Source organism: Photorhabdus bodei (assembly GCF_003287735.1).
In the GTDB taxonomy this organism is placed as follows: domain Bacteria; phylum Pseudomonadota; class Gammaproteobacteria; order Enterobacterales; family Enterobacteriaceae; genus Photorhabdus; species Photorhabdus kayaii.
This window is the reverse complement of sequence record NZ_NSCM01000021.1, coordinates 45,936-64,599: the sequence shown is the minus strand read 5'-3', so window position 1 is coordinate 64,599 and position 18,664 is coordinate 45,936. Positions and strand designations below refer to the sequence as shown.

Genomic DNA, 18,664 nt, shown 5'->3' with positions numbered 1-18,664 from the left:
TGAAATAAACTCATGAATAGAAATGCCTTTTTGGAATTGAATCTGATTTTTAGCCATTTTCATTTACCTCCACACAGACTTATTTTAAGTATACGCCTATGGGAGCTGAATTTAAGTGATAATCAGGTTTTACTATGAAGTATCCGTTTGACCTCGATTAGTTAATTAATTGGAACATCTTATCGTGAAAAATATTAAGTAACTCCAAAAGTTATTTGGTTTTGTTATTAATCATCACTGTGGTTGAAAACAGCATTTAATTTTTGTTGGTAAACGCTAAGGAAAAAAGCGTTGAATAACGTTGAAGATTGTTGGCGTATCTCTTCGGCGGTTTGTTGATAGCGGTCAGTAAAGTTATCCCATAACCTTGCTTTACGGTGTTGTGTGTTATTCATGGGCCAGAAGTGGGCAGCAGGGATATTGTTTTCGTCGTAGGACGGATCAAAGCGATTTATTATGGTGTTAAGACAATAGAAAAGTGCTTCTTTCATTGCCTGTTCATGTCCGTCTGACATGGAATATGTCTGTAGTGTGGTCATGTCGTTGGTGGTGGATGCGGAGGGTTCTGTTTTGAATAGACATAATGGATCGCGTTGTTTTATCTGCTCTTCCCATAGCTGTTGCGGTGTGGCAGAGCGGTAGGTGTTTGGCTGAAACAGGGCATGACTGTTGGTGCGTTGGCATTGAGTGGTAAAGAGTTCTATTGGATCAATAGGGCGGGTAGCGAGTTGCTCAAGAGATTGCAGGATCTCTTTTTCTGGTGACGAAAAATTGGCCGCAGAGAGTTGATCGCTCGCTTTTGAGCTTTCTTCGGCGGGTAATGTTGTATTTAATTCATCCCATACCGCCTCAGAAAGATCGGCTTTTGTTATTTCCTGTTTGACGGGATGATATTTTGCCGTTTCTATTTCGTTTACAGTCAGGCAATAGTCACCAATTTGGAGCTTATTATTTTCTTGCAGAGATGTGGTTTCTCCACGCGCTAATGGAATATTATTAATCATCATGATGGCTGTTCCAATATTAGTAATAGTGCAGGTACCTTGGGCAGAAATATGTACACTGGCTTGTAATGCCGAAATAGAACTATTTGGATCTGGCAATACAAAATGATTATTTTCGCTGGTACCGATAGTTCCTCCGGGAGGATAAAAAATATGACTGCTATGGGCTGTCATATTGCCTGATGGAGGATTGATAAGGGTTATTTTCATAACAATGTTGCTTATTATATTGAGTAATAATTTACCCTTCCGCCACGAAAAAGGGATGCAGTATCCTAAAGGATACGAACATAGCGTATTCCGGGCGGAAGGTTATTTTTTACTGATTTAGTTATCAGTGCGTGTTTTCTTATTTACTGGTGTTCTTTTGGGTATCCCAATTAAATTCTACATCGGCACCACTTTTTCCTTCGTTATCTTGTTCTTTATAAACCACTTTGGCGATATTCGGTGAAAAGCTGTATTTCACGCCAATAGTGCCGGGTATAATGGCTGTTGAGCCTTCTGTTAAATGTGGAATATCGCGGTTAAAGTCAACCAGTTCAATGCTGTCAAGCAATACACTACCAAGCGTAATCGTGGTGAACTCTTGTTGTTCGCCTCCTGCTTTACGCATGGTTAACTTTATTTCGGGTAAATGAACGCCTTGTGCTAATTTCTGCATTAACGTTGGCATTGCCTTATCCATCCGGGCATAGACCACCAGAGAGTGTACTTTGGCGCGTCCGCTGCCACCACCACCGCCACTACCGGTTTCTACTGGTTGTGATAGTTTCCATTCAAAGGTATGCACATCAATACCGTTAGGATGATTGCTATCTTTACATTCACCGGAGACATCTTTGATATCCAAATAGATGCTGTTGTTCATGATCACATTCCTTATTCAGTCATTTTCAGAATTAACTACCACTCTGTTTTAGAGAGGGCAGTTTTGATACCAGCCGCAGGGAAACCGTTAATCCCTCCAGTTGATAGTGGGGACGCAGGAAGAATTTGGCTTGATAATATCCGGGGTTATCTTCCTGTTCGATGACTTGTACTTCAGCCGCAGCCAATGGCTTACGCGCTTTGGTCTGTTGTGACGAGTTGGCGGGATCGCCGTCAACATAGTTGATGATCCATTTATTTAGCCAGCGTTCAATGTCGTCGCGGCTCTGAAATGATCCCACTTTGTCGCGCACAATACATTTCAGATAGTGCGCAAATCGGCAGCAGGCAAACAGATAAGGTAAGCGAGCGGCCAAATTAGCGTTTGCTGTGGCGTCGGCATCCATATATTCCGCAGGTTTTTGCAGTGATTGTGCGCCGATAAATGCCGCAAAATCGGAGTTTTTACGGTAAACCAACGGGATAAAGCCGTTTTTTGCTAATTCAGCCTCACGGCGATCACTGATAGCAATTTCCGTTGGGCATTTGATATCCAAACCACCATCATCTGTCGGAAAGGTGTGACAGATCAGTTTATCCACTGCTCCGCCTGATTCGACGCCTCGGATGGATGCACACCAGCCATATTCTTTAAAGGAACGGTTAATGTTTACCGCCATCGCATAGGCTGCATTACTCCAGACATAGTTACTGTGGGTAGCTCCTGCGGTTTTTTCTTCAAAATCGAATCCTTCAACGGGATTAGTGCTGATACCGTAAGGTAAACGCGCCAGAAAACGTGGCATGACCAAGCCAATGTAACGAGCATCTTCCGATTCGCGCAGACTACGCCAGGAGGCATATTCCGTGTTGAGAAAAATTTTGCTTAGATCGCGCGGATTTGCCAGTTCTTGCCAGGTTTCCATCTGCATCACCCCCGGCGAAGCACTGCTGATAAAAGGGCAGTGGGCGGCAGCGGCGATACGGGCCATCTCTCCCAACAGTTCGATGTCTTGTGGATTGTGGTCGAAATAGTAATCACCTACCAAGCAGCCAAGTGGTTCGCCGCCAAATTGACCATATTCTTCTTCATAAATCCGTTTGAAAACCGGGCTCTGATCCCAGGCGGTACCTTTATAGCGTTTTAATGTACGTGCCAATTCTTTCTTTTCGACGCTCATCACACGTATTTTCAGCATTTCGCTGGTTTCCGTGTTACTGACTAAATAGAGCAGACCACGCCATGCACCCTCCAGTGCTTGAAAATCAGGGTGATGGAGAATTTCGTTGATCTGCTGCGAAAGTTTGTTATCAATGGCGGCAATCAGCGCCTGAATGGTGCCGAAAGTGTCGCTCGATAAGGTCAGGCTGTTTTCCAGTGCTTGATGTGCCAGAGTTTTAACGGCGTTTTCTACGGCAAGGCGTGCCTGATCCGTTTTAGGGCGAAATTCTTTCCTGAGTAACGCATTAAGTTCACTCTGGTTGTAGTGAGTGATTTGGCTAGGTTTTTCACCGGCTAAGTGGATTTCAGGCTGGCTCATGGCTGTCTCCCTGATCTTGTTTTGCTTCCGGGTTTATGGATTCTGTGTTGTTCAGTGGTGCGGTACTCAGCGATTTCAGTAATGCCGGATCTTGCAGGATAGTCGCGATTAGCTCTTCGGCTCCGCTTTTGCCATCCATATAAGACAGTAGGTTAGCCAGTTGAGTACGTGCTTCCAGGAGCTGATTAAGTGGTTCAACCTGACGTGCTATCGCATCAGGTAGAAAATCATCCATTGTGTTGAAAGTGAGAGCGACTTGAATTTTGCCTTCACCGCTTAAGGTGTTGTCCACCGGAAAGGTAACGCTTGGGAGTAGTGATTTCATGCGGTCATCGAAATTATCAACATCAATGTCGAGAAATTTTCGCTGACTGAGTGGAGGAAGTTGATCAGCGGATTTTCCGGCTAAATCCGACATTACTCCCATGACAAAAGGGAGTTGAACCTTACGTTCATCACCGTATAGTTCGACGTCGTATTCAATTTGTACTCGTGGTGCACGATTACGGGCGATGAATTTTTGCCCGCTGTTTGATCCTGACATAGTATTCTCCATCGACAAAATCAGTAGTTATGAGTCATTGACGGAGTAACAGCGGCTTTTCCAGCGTATTACCCCCATTTTGCTGTCTCCTCAGCTCGCGTTATGTCTGCTTTTTACAGCCCAAAAAGTGTTCAAGTTGATCGACAGCCTCTGGAGCAAGATTGCGCATAATGTTCATAAAATCCTGGTTAATGAGATGTTGCACTCGTGCAATCATCAATGGTGCCGGATGACTGGATTCATGTAATAGAAAGTACTGCCGTACCGCTTCCAGCGCTTGTTGAGCCTGTTCACGATTCTGGATACTGGATGGCTGCCAGCTATTGGATAGGCTTGGTTGGTGCGTATTGTTACCATTGCCCGGCAGGGGATGTTGGCTATCCTCCTCAATTTGAGCAGTATCGGGTTGCGGGGTGAGAAGCTGTACCAGATGGTGAAATATTGCCATTTGACGGCGCATATCTGGCAGGCCACTGTCACCAAGATGGCTACGTAATGTGTTAATCAGGCATTGCAGGGTGGCGGCTATTTGTGGGATTAGCTTTATCACCGGTGCTTCACCTTGCTGTAATTCAGCAATCAGAAGATCTATCCCGCCGGGAAATGGACTCTCTTCCGTGTTACTGCCATCCAGACATTTCATGATATCTGCCACGGTGAGGGTTATCCCATTCCTGCGGGCGAATTCGCACTGGCGCACCTGTTTAGCCAACGCAAAACCATCACCTAGCCCCTGTAACGCGTTGATACGCATCAATGGGTCTGGTTCACCATCCTGTTCTACGGCGGGCCACAAGGTTTCCCAATAACGCGCGACTGTCTGTTCCAATAACATCAGACCTTGTGCATATCCAACCAAGCCGTATTGGTGGCACCAGGCTTGCATGAGCAGGATAATAATGTGCAGATCTTTGCTGCGTGCTAGCAGAGAAAGTGCGCTTTTCTCTATCTGTCGCCAGTCAGGTTCCTGTGTCGGAATGATAAAGTCGCCGAATTGCTGTTCAGCTTTTCCCTGCGACAATTGAATCAGATGTATGAATTCAGCGCTATATTCCAGATCTTCGCCACCGGGATGTTCCTGGCTGACCGGGTTAAGCAGATATGTGATATCCATCAAGGTTCTCCTTATGATTTGATACAGGTAAATTCCGGTACGACAAACGGGTTGTGTATGCTGTCGGGTATGAGTATCAGCGTGGCTTGGTGTCCTGCCAGATTAAAGATGATGCGGTAATGTAAGCTGTCTTCCTGAAACCGCTTTCCGGCATCAATTAGCCTGTTTAATGCCCAAGGTCCTGAGGTTTCTAGTGACTTGGTTTTGCCATTAGCCAACAGCATGGTCAGTTTGGCTTTACCGGCATTGTTGTTGCCGGACCAAGTGAAGTACCAAGGGGTCAGTGGGCCGTGGCTGTAACTGACGCTCTGATTGTTAAATGTCAGCGTTAAAGTCAAAATATCGTTGTCCATTCGCAGCGGTTGTAAGGTAAGAGAAAAAGAGGGTTGTGAAGAGGCCGGACTAAAGAATGCGTCACGGACAAATTGCGCTTGTCGGAATGTTTTTAGCAGTGTTTGATCTTCGGGTTTAGTACTGCCTAACACCCAAGGAAAAAAGTGCCATTTATCACCTTGAGTGTTGACCTTATCCACCAAATACTGATTAAAAAAGCGATCCATCAGCCCCTGATTTGGTGCAAACATATGCGCCATGTCATCAAGGGTAATATCGCGTTTGCTGTGACGTGATAAGGGATAACGTCCGGCAATAGCGCCACGACAGAAGTCACTGAGTTGAGCACTGGCGAGTTGATGTATGCGTGAAACAGCCTGTTGCTGTGTGTCACCTTTGGCGCTTTGGGTCATGTCCATGACCATATTGCGGAACGGTGCTGGCAGGCGGCCTGCGTCAGCTTGTAATTGTGTCAGGATCGTGTCGGAGGATGCTGTTGTGGTTTCGCCACTTTCCTGTAAAGCGGTAAGGTAGCGATACAGATCGCCCAATTTTTTGAACGTATCATCGAAGGTGATAGTGTTGCTGTTATCTCCCTGCGAGCGAGCCAGATCGAGTAAATCGCGGTAGTGGCTTCTGACAATCTGTTCTGGTGCAGGTAATGCAGAGGGAATGCTGGCAGCCGGAAACAGATTTTGCAGTTTTCGGCTGGTTTCATCATTCAATCGCTGGCCTAGTTGCGTGAGTTTATCGTTATCTTCCGGTGAGGAGAGTGCAATGATGTGGCTGATGTTAATCAGTAGATTGCGTAAGGGAGAATGGGTGCCGGAGAGAATCCGTACATTATTAATACGCTGGTTGAAGCTATTGGCCGGGATTAGGGCGATATCATTGAGAAAGGTATCCCATTCCAATATAAAATCATTCATATAAAGTTGGCGTACTTGGTCAGCAGCATCCTCTTCTGATCGTGACGGCATATTGAGGACCCAACAGTCAGTGTCGTGCACTGTTTTTACCGTATCATCTAATTGTGCAACCAGACCGTGCCAGTATCCATTTGGCGTAAAGAAACCGGGGATGGCTGTCGTATCGGGCAGACCGCTGTTTCGTTTTAATACCAATTCAGTCTGAGGGCCCGCGAGATCGATCAGATTGACAGATTTGAAACGTCCGTTATTCAGTACTCTTTTTTTGATGCTGGTATACACCCGTTGGGAAAACGTGGAGCGCATGATATTTTTTATCGCTTCCTGTATCAGCTGCTGATCTTTGCGCGGGGACCAGGAAGGCTGATTTTGATTCAGTAGCTGATAAAGATGCTGTTGGAATATCTTGCGTTGTGCCTCGTTTAGCTTGTCACCACCGGGAATATGAGACAGATTCAGCATCAACCAAGCGGTAAGGAATTTGCCATCGTAATGTTGGGGCTGAAATAGCATCTGATAGGCTTTCAGGGCCTCATAGGTTGATTCGCTGTTATCGCCATCGGCTTGCTGATGCAAAATACTTTCAACCTGCTGTGTTACCAGTGGCAGTAATAAATTCTTTAATGCATGTTGATAAACCGGATAGTTCGCACTGTTCAGTTGAGGACCTCGATACAGCCCCATACCATAAGCAAGTGGAAGGGAGTCCGAATCAATTTGATGGTTTGTGGTCAATGACTGTAGTTGCGTCAGATATTGGAGCAAGTGTGGCAGATCACGAGTTGGTGATTGGCTGAGCGCTTGGCTCTGCTGTTGCAGTCGGGTTGTAATTTGTGCCAGATAGTTGTGGTTATTGTGGTAACTGGTTAATAGTAGTACGCAGATCCCCGCCATGAAAGAGAGTAATAAGCTACATCCTATCAACAGGAAAAAGCGTCGGCGCAGTTCATACAGTCGATTGATCCCCGCCAGTCCGCTTTCTGCCAAGATAACTTTTTGAAATAACTGTCTTAGGAAGTAGCTATGGGCAGTTGTTCTGTTATCGCTGCTGTTTGCTGAGGGGAACGAACGGTAATCAAACAGATTATGCTGTGTCGCCTCTCTGTGCCATGATTCCGCTGGTTTTTGATTGGCGCTGGTGAAATAGAGACCGTGTGGTAACCACGGGCGATCAAAGCCAGAAGAGGTGAAAATAATATTGAGATAACGTATCAGTACCGGACGAAGGTTCGCAAATGCCTGCGGGAAGGCGAAGCTCTGTTCCCGCTGCACGATATCTTGTTGGGCCAGTAAGGTATCTGTCAGTGCAGCATCCAGACGCTGTTGCAGGTGATTATATTGTTCATCCAGCATCTGTTGTAAATCCGTATGGGAGTGCCGTTCTTGTTGCCAAGGGAATGTAAAGCCCCAGACCTGATCCAATTCTTCGCCATTAAAGCGACTGAAATAACTACTGAATCCCGGTAGTAGATCGGTTTTGGTAATCATCACGTAGACAGGAAAGTCAATTTTCAACCGTAAACGCAAATCCATCAATCGTTTACGTAGCAGTAAAGCCTGATGATATTGGGCATCATTATCCTGTTGTAGTAGATCTTGGATGCTGATCGCCAAAATAACCGCGTTGATGGGTTGGCGTGGACGATAACGTTTTAGTAGTTTCAGTAAGGTCTGCCACAGAGGATTACCCTCTTTTAGGTATTCTCCGGCAGGGCTAAGGATGACGCCCTGAAAAGTGAAATACCATGAGCAGTATGATTCGGCACTGGTTTCAGGGAGAGCAAATTGGCTTGGATAAGTTGTATGGTAGAAATCTAGCCCTGAGTTCAGCAAAGCTTTGTCTTTGCCGCATCCTTGGGTACCTAAAACCAGATACCAAGGCAGATGATAGAGGTAGAACTTGCCTAGGCGTATGGTAAGAGGGGCACCGTTTAAACGCAGACCGTGTTTAATCAAGGATGACGCCTGTTTAAAGTTATCCGCGAGGGATTGAGCAGAACTTCGGGGTGTTGGTGTGACATTGCTGACATGGTGTAAGCGGCGGCGTAAACGGCCATTAGCCCAAAGCTGGTAGAAGAAAGGTAACAGCCGTAGTAACAACCACAGCGAAATTAGTACAGTAATTGCTATTTGGCGTTGAGTTTCAGTGACTAATGGATGTAGATCACCGATGGCGATAAATGGCCCCATGATCCAAATGAGCAGGCACAACCCGGCAACAATGAGTGCCCCCCAAAACAGGCGACTGGTGATGATGGCGATAAATGCTTTCAACATTTTCTTTCTCTCTTGCCTACTGATCTGAATTATCTGGCGTGGTGTTGAAAATAATTTCAATACGACGGTTCAATGCTCGGTTCTTGGCGTTGGTATTGGGGACTAAAGGGGCTTGTGCACCGGCGCTTTCAACCTGTAGCCGTTGTGGTTGCCGCAGACCAGTGCGGAGCTGTTGTGCCACGGTTTCTGCTCGTGCCAGTGACAGGGCATAGTTAGAAGAGTAGGTATGTGTATGAATTGGCAGGTTATCACTGTGCCCGCGGACGATAATTTTTCCGGTAGTCAGATTCAGTTGTTTGGCAAGATCCTGGAGAGGTGCCAGATAACGCGGGTTCAGCGTTGCTGATGCAGAAGCAAACAGGTTGCCTCCCTGTAGGGTAACAGTGACATTATTTGCGTTCTGGCTGACGGTTATCGCCTGTTGTTCTAGCATGGGGTGCAGCATCTGTTGTAGATGAGCAACGGAAAAACGTTCAACCGGTAGTGTGGCTTCGGGTAGGGGCAGATTATATATGGCTGTCAACACCGGTTCTGTCTGTTGATTAAGCCGGGTATCCAGCCCAATGTAGAGTAGACCCGTCAACAGGATTCCAGACAGTGAGCAAAACAGCAGAAAGTGGGATAGCCGTGATGGTTGATGTGTGTTAACTGGGAGGGAAGGCGGTGTGCTTAAGGTAGCGGAATATTCCCCTTTCACCTGACGCAGGCGTATTGCCAGGCGCTGAATTAAGGTTTCCAGTTGAGCGAGACCGTTTTCCACCAGACGATAGCGTCCACCAAATCCTAGCAGTAAACAGAAGTAGAATAGTTCGAGCAGATCGATATGTTTACTCGGTTGTTGCAGCAACATATCCAGTAACTTGAAAAATTTTTCACCACCGCTGCTCTCTTTGTGGAATGTGACTAACAGGCCATTACCTGACCAGATGCTATTGTCTCCCCAGGGAGTCAATGCTATCGCTTCATCCAGAGAAGTACACAGGCAGTAACGGGCACCGAGAATGGTTTCATAGCTGAATCCCGCTTGTTGGCACTGTTTTTCAAAGTGATAGATTTCTCCGATCAGTTGTTGACGTAACTGACCTGAATCTTCCGGTTTAGCGGTGTGACGGATGTGTGGCATGGCATTTAACAGTGGATAAGCAGCCTGCACTAATGGGTTATAGTCGTTGCGATTCATCGGTTCATCTCCTCATCATCAGACAGGCGTTTAAGTGCCCAAAATGCCATTTTTAGATCAGGAAACTCGCCAGCAACATAGAAGGCGAACACACCGGATTTTCTTAACGACTGCTCAACCTCTCCATTGAGCGCCAATTTGAAGTAGCAGTACCCATTCTGATAGGGAAGTTGTCTGGGGATTTGTACTAGGTGGTGCAGAGCGATACCGGGCAATTGCAAACGAACGAGATCGCGTATGCGGTCAGCGGGCGCGATTTTGATTTGGGCCGGAAAGTGAGCCATAAAAGCGTTATGTTCCATCTCTGACTTCACGATCAGGATGAAGTGATAATCACTTAGATTCATCTGTTCCGGTAGTGATGCTACGCTCAATCCTGGCAGACGTTTAGTTAAGGGCAGTGACACAACATGCTCTTCCAGCACGATGGATAGGTTGCGTTGCAGTAACGTCAGGAGATGAGTGAAGCAACCACCAATATCCCGATGGTTGTAGCGGGGTAACTCGCCTTCCAGCGTATAGGGTACCTGAAATGAGCTCATCTCCAGCGCGTAGCTGATCCAAATGAGAAAAAGCGTTTCTGGTGCTTGTTGAGGCAAATGCATGATGTGTTGAAGTTGAGCTCTGAAACGGTTTAACAGTGCTTGCCGTAACAAATCGCGGGCACTGGAGCCGTTGCATTGCAGATGACGGCTAAGTTGTTGGCAGCGTTGCAGCAACAGGCCATAAAGATCATTTGCCATGCGTTGTAATAACGAGTTTGCCCAACAGTTAAGCAATGGCGGGATGTATCCGGTATCCAGAATGACGACGCCATCCTGATTTTTTTCTAAAACCCGCAGCACGCCCATAGCAATCCATTCACCATTGAGTTCATTTTCTGGCAGCAGACGCAGGCGTAATCTGCCGCAATGTAAGGTAGTACTGCCGAGAGCCAAGGCGTTGACGTCGTTGACCTCTTTTTCGAAAGCTTGATAACGTGCCAGAGAGTCGGGAGCATCATCGAAGCTAACGGATTCGCGTCCGGTCAGATATGCCGGTATAGCTAGGGTGATAATTTGCGAACGCAATGAAGGGCTGATTGCTAACGTGGGTGGTGCTTCATCAGTTTCAGTAAATTCAAAGGTGGTACCGTCAGGCATAATACCACTGGCTGCTAGCAGTGAGATTTTTCCCAACGCAAGTTGGCTCTCATCGAATTTTAGTGATGAAAACCCCCAATTGTAGGCTCGTTGCAGAGCGCCCCATTGACGCAGGCGTGCATCCACATATTCATCTGCTTGCTGAAAGTGGTGAGGTCGTAAAAACATACCTTCCATCCAGAGAACTTTGTGTGCATTTTTCATGGGCGATCTCCCGAGCATGTGTGATTCATTTATCGGATGGAATCTGTAATCCGTGTGAAGTAACGGTAATCAACTGATAAGGCTCAGAGGATGAAAAAGGATTCAAAACCGATAAATAAGAAGCCGTTGGAAACGATGATAAGGGAATAATCAGCCGCCATTGTTTGTCGGTAATATTTTGATATTCTGCCCAGATAGCAATATATTTTTCTGTTGATGATGCATTAACTGTAATACTGATATCATTTTCTTCTTTTCGTGGCAGCAAGAAGATTGATCTTTGATAAATTACCGAGTTAGCCAAGACTGAACGGGTATTGGTTTGTAAAGAGCCGATATCTGCCTGATTAAATTTATCTGGATCATTTAATAACAATATATTTAATTTTAGTGGCGCACTATTGTTAATATCGCCTTGCGTCTGAAATTTAATGGTGTACAGAATACTTTTTTCCACTTTATTTGTAGAGCAACTCACCGTCAGCAATATGCTCAACAGGGTAAAAAAGGAAAAAGAGTGACGTTTATGGCGAGGTAAAAATAGCATAGAAATTCCTCCATTACAGGCCCAACAGCAGAACCTTAAGCTGGCTAGGAATTAAACGCATGCCGATCATATTGGTGCTATTTTGTAAACTCAGGCTGGTAACGCGGGTAGCAGGGAATCCTTTAATTAAAGTGGTAAAGGAGCCGATTAAATGGCGTGAAGGTCCCATGACGGTACCGGAAATAATACCGAGATTGACGCCAAGGTTATCGCCAAAGCTAGTATTTGTCACTGTTGCCATATTATGTGCCGGCATTCCCATAAACAGTACTTTATAAGTGTGAGGCGTCGCCATCAGACCTAGAGTCATATTAGGGTATGGAACAGGTACGGGTATAGGCAAAGGTGTCATACAGACATCTGGAAATGCCAAATCCATACCAAAAAGTTGACAGTTTGCAAACATATCATTACCTACCAAATTAATGTGTTGCTATTTATGTTAAATAGATTAGCAAATAAGAAAATAGAACCAATAGGGTGTTAACCTTATTTTTGGCAATAGGTTATGGAATAAATATATTAATGTTGTTGTTTTCTTTAATTCGGAAAAAATAAGGGTTTTGGCTGATTTTAATGAGAATTGTATTTCGGAAGAATCTTCGCTGTAGTAGGAGATAAAGTGATTAATTAATGTGAAGAATGGCATTGCCTTTTTTATTTGGTGGCATGGCAGTGTTTGAATCTATTTTTAATATAATGATATTTAAATAAAAGCGCTCATGAAGAAAAGAATAGGGTATATGTCGGCCATTACCGTGGCATTGCTATTAGCAAGTTGCTATAAGCCCAATAAGAGAAAAGAGTCAGTGGTGGATGAAACTCAAAAGGAGAGTCTTAATGCTATTGGCAGCGAACAGAAACGAAAAAAGAGGTGGTTACAGCATCAAACTGATGATGATGTAACTCAGGGTGGTGGTATTCCGAAATTGGCTATGGCAGATATGGGTTTTGCCGCGTTACAGCCGGAGGCAGAAAAAGTTTCTGCTGGGGAAGTACGCGCTAATTTACCTTTATCTGATGGAAAGTTAACTAGCGGTTCAATCGATTTTTTTTATCCATTATATGACAGAGATGATCGTCTGTTTTTTGGTCAGGTAGGTGTTCGCCGTTCCGATGGGCGCAATATAGTTAATTTGGGTATTGGTCAACGTTATTTTCAGGGAGATTGGGCTTTAGGTTACAACACCTTTTACGATACCCAAATATCTGGCAATGCCCACCAGCGGCTGGGATTCGGACTGGAATACTGGCGCGATTATCTGTATCTGTCTGCTAATGGATATTTTGGTTTGACGGACTGGTACTCGTCTTCGGCATTGGATGGTGATGCGGAACGTGTAGCGAATGGCTATGATATCCGCGCTCAGGGCTGGCTGGCTGCTTATCCGCAACTGAGTGGTAAATTGAAATTTGAGCAATATTTCGGTGATGATATTGCGCTGTTTAATCTCCAAAATCATTATAAGGACCCGTATGCGCTGACAGTGGGTCTGGAATATACGCCTATCCAATTGATTTCATTAGGAGTAGATAGAACTTTTAGTCACAGAGGCAAGGATGACACAAAAGTTAATCTGTCTTTCAACTACCAGCTTGGAGTGCCTTTATCCCAACAGATTGATCCGACGATAGCACCGGTAAGACGCACTTTGGCTGACAATCGTTACCATCTGGTTGAACGTAATAATAATATTGTGTTGAAGCATCGAGAAAGAGCGCAACTGAGCCTGCATTTACCAACGGGGCTTAGTGGCTTTGGTGGAGAAAGGAAACTGATTAATTTCTCTTTCAACGGGAAATATCGTTTAAAACATATCCAGTGGGATGATGGCGCATTACGTGCACGTGGAGGCCAGATCGTTGCGTTATCAAATAATAGCTATGCTGTGCAGTTCCCTAATTATAGTAGTCAGCAAAGTAACCATCTTACGATCTCAGCTGTAGCGCATGATGAACAGGGAAATGTTTCAAATAGCAGTGAGATGGGCGTACTGATTAATGTACCGGTTACGTTATCTGCCCCTGTAATAGAACCGGTAGAAGAGGATGAAGCTGAATTAGTGCTGCTTACCGAGGAAGGTGATGAAGAGCCTCTTTTTGGGGATGGTAGAGAAGAAGAATTACAGCGTCAGCAGGAAGAAGCGTTACGACATCAGCAGCAAGAAGAATTACGGCGTCAACAGGAAGAAGAGTTGAGGCATCAGCAGGAAGAAGAGTTGAGGCATCAGCAGGACGAAGAGTTGAGGCATCAGCAGGACGAAGAGTTACGGCGTCAGCAGGAAGAAGAGTTGCGACGTCAACAGGGAGAAGAATTACGGTGCCAGCAAGGTGCGGAAGGCCCACCACCACCGCCGCCGCCACCACCACCGCCGTTGCCGGTAGCGGGAGATCCATTACCGGGAGCAAGCGGACCTCCGCCAGCAAGGTCTCAAGGAGGAACAGAAGGACTTCGTATGACAGAGCTCGAAGAAAAATTAAAATCGAGAAAACCGGATATAGGCATAGATGAAGAATTAAAAATAAGAAAAGAGGAACAGCCCCTCGACGAAAGGGGGGCACTCATGGACGCAATCAGAAACGGAGTAAAATTGCGTAAAGTGGAAAAAGAGTCTGATGCGGAAACCCAGCAGCAGCCACCGATTATTCAGGATAATGATGTGGCATCTATCCTAGCAAGAAGGGTTGCTGTTGAGCCTAGTGATACTGAGAGTGAGGACGAGGGTAGTGATTCAAAAGATGAAGATTGGGCCGATGATTAAGGACAGCAAAAAATTTTCATACCAACACCTACCAAGTAGCTTAGCTTGGTAACCTGAGTCAAAAGCACTCACCCTTTCCCACATTAAGTATTGTTTGTGGGAAAGGAAAAACTCAGTTTCTGAATAATGGACCGCCAGTGATAAGAAAAATGTTTCGCGGACAAATATTGATTTTCGTTTGGGTTCTGTTGATGTTAAAGAGGTGTAAAATTGATTTTAGTCACAATTTGATGACGAGATTTTGATAAATTTTATCTGATTGTTATCTGCCATAAAGTATTTATTATCTGCTAGTGTATTTTTCTTGAATATAGAGTACCGGAAAGATATAACCCAATAAGATAATGTTTAAACCTGTGGTTAATTTGACGTTATAAGCACAGAGTAATTTGGGTTTTTCACAAGGAAATGTCTCTGAATAATAAGGAGATTATAAAATGAGAACAGGTTCATCATTAGTGATTAAACTCACTCTGTTTCTATCACTTACGCTGTTTATTATATGGTTGATTTCTGTCGTAGCAACAGCATTTTTTTCTTTCAAACACGCACACCAGCATGTGATGGATGAATTATCACATCTTGCGACCTTACGGGCAGATTTAAGTAATCATCGTTTTGAGGGGGCAGAGAAAGATGCTCAGGAGTTGGCAAGACGTTATGACACTTATTATGAAAAGTATGAAAATAATAAAAATATTACGTCGAATACTGATAGCAAATATCTTCCCATCAATGGCAGTATCTGCCAGCCTGATCACGAAATAAATCAGGATAATTGGTTTATTCAAGCATATGGTGCTGCCGGACAGGCTTATTATCTGGACAGTTTTATCTTTAAGCGATCTCAGGGGATCTCCATTTATCCCCCGGAAAAAATCTCAGATGACTATTTTGTCAAACGATGTTTGGAGTTAGCGAATTTTCCTATGAGCCCCAACCACGATAATATTTACTGGGGACAGCCGGAGCATATTCCTGGCAGTGGCTGGAGTATCTCGGTTGCCGCGAGTGATAAAATGGGCCGGCTGACCGGATATGCGATTAAGTTCAATGATCTATTGTCATACGGGCAAACGGTGACTAATTATGACATTGATCTCTGGTTGGACAGCAATCAACAATTATTGCCGTTTTTCAAAGGGAAATTACCGCAGGATCAAGAACAACATATTTTAGCATTGTTGAAGAAAGTTAAATTATATGATGGCTGGCAATATATTCCCGGTTATCAGGTATTACGCATTCAGCTAAAAGGTCCCGGTTGGCAGCAATTGGTACTTTATCCCACCAGAAGTCTATTTGAGGAAGTCGTTGATCAGGCGATTATTCAGCTTCCATTTGCGTTAATTATTCTATTAATGATAACGCTGACAATATTCTGGATGTTGCATCATTATCTGGCTAAACCGTTGTGGCAATTTGTAGACATTATCGATAAGACTGGACCACACGCGCTAGATGTGCGTTTGCCAGAGAGTCGGCGTGATGAATTGGGGCAGATAGCCAGGGCCTACAATACGTTACTTGATACCCTGAATCAGCAATATTCCACGCTGGAAAATAAGGTCGCGGAACGTACCAAAGCATTAACAGAGGCAAAACAACAGGCAGAATTGGCTAATAAGCGTAAAAGTAGCCATCTGACGACCATTAGTCATGAACTAAGAACGCCACTGAGTGGGACATTAGGTGCATTGGAGTTACTGAAAACCAGTGAGATGAGCAGCGAGCAGCTGCAATTGGCGGAGACAGCCCACCAATGTACGCTATCTTTATTATTTATTATCAATAAATTACTTGATTTTTCGCGCATTGAAGCTGGACAGGTTGAGCTACAGTACGCGACCAGCCAGTTGTTACCATTGCTGGATCAGTCAATGGCGACGATACAGGGAATGGCACACAATAAAAAGTTGACGCTAGAAACCTTTGTTGCTGCTGATGTGCCACAGGTATTAATGCTTGATGCAAGCCGGGTAAGACAGATTTTGGTAAATTTGTTAGGAAATGCCTGCAAATTTACCGATGATGGCGGCATTTCTCTGACTGTCACCCGTTCAGATAATATGTTGATTTTTGATGTTACTGACAGCGGATGTGGTGTCGCTCCAGAAAATATCGCCTCGATATTTAATCCCTTTTATCAGGTGCAGGAACATGCGCAGGGAACGGGCCTTGGGCTGACGATTGCGGTTACGCTGGCCAGAATGATGGGAGGAAATCTGGAATTTAACAGCACCTTTGGTTTAGGCACTAGCGTGGTGTTTCAACTGCCATTGATGGATTTTACTGAACCCGTGTTGTTACAGGGAGAGATAGGCGCGCCGTTTGTCTTACATCGTCAACTGATGGCATGGGGCCTTATTTGTTTGACTGAAGAGCATTCCGGCGAATTATCCGCCAATGATTTGCTTTTTTTGCCCGGTCGTTTGCGGGATATTGTCGAACGTCAGTTATCTGGTGCGTTGCCGCCGGTACAAGATAACGTACCGCTACAACCTTGGCGTATGCAGGTATTGCTGGTTGATGACGCAGTGACCAATCGGGACATCATTGGCATGATGTTGACGCGATTGGGGCAGGGAGTGCGGCATGCTCAGGATGGTACAGAAGCCTTATTGTTGGGACAGCGTTACCGTTTTGATTTGGTACTGATGGATATATTGATGCCGGGGCAGTGTGATGGTCTGGAAACTACCCGGCGTTGGCGTATTGATTCTGACAATCAGGACCCAGAGTGCATGATTGTTGCTCTGACGGCAAATACAGTTGCCGAAGAGAAGGAACGCGCGGCTCAGGCCGGGATGAATGATTACATCTCCAAACCGGTGACGATTAACCAATTGGCCCAAATATTAGAGATGACTGCGGAATATCAGTTGCGGCGTGATATTGATCTAATGGTGCAGCAAGAAACAGATAAACCATTACTGCCCATGAACTTATTGCGTATGCAGGTAAAAGTCCGCAGGGAATTATTAACTTTACTTGATGAAGCTGAACAACATATTACTCAACAGGAGGTATTAGAAAAGCTCTTACATTCCATGAAGGGAGTGAGTGGGCAGGCAGGGCTTAATTCATTGTTATGTGTCATTGTTGAAATGGAAAACCAGATACATAACGGCTCTCTGCCGCAAAAAAATGAGCTGATGAAACTACGCAAATTGATTAATGCAACGCTGTGCTCTGCTGAGGAACACGAGCAGAATGCACCTTTTTCCGCGAGGTCCTAATATGATTTGCTATAAAGTTTTGCTGGTGGATGATCATGAGCTGATTATAGATGGAATCAAGAATCTTCTTGCCGCATACCCGCGTTATCAGGTAATCGCGCAAGTTGATGATGGACTCTCTGTTTATGCTTCCTGTCGGGATCTTGCACCAGATATTGTGATTCTTGATCTTGGTCTTCCGGGGCTGAATGGATTGGATATCATTCCACAACTTTGCCAACGCTGGCCGGATTTGCGCATACTCGCTCTTACGGCTCATGATGATGAGCTGACTGCCAGCCGTGTACTGCGTGCGGGAGCATTAGCTTATGTCTTGAAAACCAGTTCGCAGCAGATATTACTTGCTGCGATTACCAGTGTTGCCGCCAGAAAAAGTTACGTTGATCCTCATCTTAATCAGGAGGCAATCCGCTTGCTGGGAGAAGGAATAAATGATGACAGTACATTACTTACCCGGCGTGAGCGCCAAATATTACAGCTAATTAGCGAAGGTAATGGTAATCGTAATATTGCTGAGATTTTAAGTATTAGTATTAAAACAGTAGAAACTCACCGCCTTAATATGATGCGAAAACTTAAAGTTCATAAGGTGACTGAATTACTTAATTACTCAAGAAAATTGGGATTGATAACTTGATCATGCGGATAGTGTTAATGCTACCGGATGGTAATTGACTATTAGCAATAGCATGCAAAAACAGCTCGATTATGGGGCTGTTTTTGTATTTGTCAGTAATATATAAATGAAGCTTGAGATATTATTTAATATATTAAACTGAATAAATGAATAAATGAATAAATGAATAAATGAATAAATGAATAAATGAATAAATGAATAAATGAATAAATGAATAAAGTGATTTTATTAATCTATATGAGGTGGTTTTTTATCATTTTCAATTAATTAGTGATCGGTATGATATTTAAATTTATATTTAAGAGTACATGTTAATATCTCTAAATTTACCATTTGTGCCA

General features: G+C 44.5%; 13 protein-coding genes. 3 read left to right on the top strand and 10 right to left on the bottom strand.

What is annotated here, in order from left to right:
• Positions 1-227: 227 nt before the first annotated feature.
• The 10 genes from CKY02_RS13245 to CKY02_RS13200 form a co-directional block, all read right to left on the bottom strand.
• Complete coding sequence (locus CKY02_RS13245) at positions 228-1,214, bottom strand: type VI secretion system-associated FHA domain protein (RefSeq protein ID WP_112895636.1); 987 nt, start codon at positions 1,212-1,214, stop codon at positions 228-230.
• 139 nt (positions 1,215-1,353) lie between these two features.
• On the bottom strand, positions 1,354-1,875 hold the full coding sequence (locus tag CKY02_RS13240) for an Hcp family type VI secretion system effector (protein WP_112895635.1): 522 nt from the start codon (positions 1,873-1,875) through the stop codon (positions 1,354-1,356).
• A gap of 31 nt (positions 1,876-1,906) precedes the next feature.
• A complete protein-coding gene (tssC, locus tag CKY02_RS13235) occupies positions 1,907-3,415 on the bottom strand; it encodes a type VI secretion system contractile sheath large subunit (RefSeq protein WP_112895634.1) in 1,509 nt (502 codons plus the stop codon).
• The gene (gene tssB, locus CKY02_RS13230) at positions 3,402-3,959 is read right to left on the bottom strand and encodes a type VI secretion system contractile sheath small subunit (protein ID WP_112878006.1); all 558 of its coding nucleotides are present in this window, start codon (positions 3,957-3,959) and stop codon (positions 3,402-3,404) included. Before tssB ends, tssC begins: the two co-directional genes overlap by 14 nt.
• 100 nt (positions 3,960-4,059) lie before the next feature.
• Positions 4,060-5,073, bottom strand: a complete 1,014-nt coding sequence (tssA, locus tag CKY02_RS13225) for a type VI secretion system protein TssA (RefSeq protein ID WP_112895633.1) — start codon at positions 5,071-5,073, stop codon at positions 4,060-4,062.
• An 11-nt stretch (positions 5,074-5,084) separates the two neighbouring features.
• Entirely contained in the window at positions 5,085-8,612 is a 3,528-nt protein-coding gene (gene tssM / locus CKY02_RS13220) for a type VI secretion system membrane subunit TssM (RefSeq protein ID WP_112895632.1), read from the bottom strand.
• Between the two features lie 16 nt (positions 8,613-8,628).
• A complete protein-coding gene (gene icmH, locus CKY02_RS13215) occupies positions 8,629-9,792 on the bottom strand; it encodes a type IVB secretion system protein IcmH/DotU (RefSeq protein WP_112895631.1) in 1,164 nt (387 codons plus the stop codon).
• Positions 9,789-11,138, bottom strand: coding sequence for a type VI secretion system baseplate subunit TssK (gene tssK / locus CKY02_RS13210; RefSeq protein ID WP_162120384.1), 1,350 nt, complete (start codon positions 11,136-11,138; stop codon positions 9,789-9,791). The genes icmH and tssK overlap by 4 nt, the downstream gene beginning before the upstream one ends.
• Positions 11,139-11,163: 25 nt before the next feature.
• Positions 11,164-11,685 carry a type VI secretion system lipoprotein TssJ gene (gene tssJ / locus CKY02_RS13205; RefSeq protein ID WP_112895629.1) on the bottom strand — a complete coding sequence of 174 codons (522 nt, stop codon included), beginning with the start codon at positions 11,683-11,685 and terminating at the stop codon, positions 11,164-11,166.
• 13 nt (positions 11,686-11,698) lie between these two features.
• A complete protein-coding gene (locus CKY02_RS13200; RefSeq protein ID WP_112895628.1) occupies positions 11,699-12,091 on the bottom strand; it encodes a DUF4150 domain-containing protein in 393 nt (130 codons plus the stop codon).
• Positions 12,092-12,428: 337 nt separating this feature from the next.
• On the opposite strand from CKY02_RS13200, the gene CKY02_RS13195 reads away from it, so the two are divergent.
• From CKY02_RS13195 to CKY02_RS13185, 3 genes are all read left to right on the top strand, one after another.
• Complete coding sequence (locus tag CKY02_RS13195) at positions 12,429-14,447, top strand: inverse autotransporter beta domain-containing protein (protein ID WP_167405308.1); 2,019 nt, start codon at positions 12,429-12,431, stop codon at positions 14,445-14,447.
• A 437-nt stretch (positions 14,448-14,884) separates the two neighbouring features.
• Complete coding sequence (locus CKY02_RS13190) at positions 14,885-17,686, top strand: two component system sensor kinase (protein WP_112895626.1); 2,802 nt, start codon at positions 14,885-14,887, stop codon at positions 17,684-17,686.
• A 1-nt stretch (position 17,687) separates the two neighbouring features.
• On the top strand, positions 17,688-18,323 hold the full coding sequence (locus CKY02_RS13185) for a two component system response regulator (RefSeq protein ID WP_112895625.1): 636 nt from the start codon (positions 17,688-17,690) through the stop codon (positions 18,321-18,323).
• Positions 18,324-18,664: the final 341 nt, after the last annotated feature.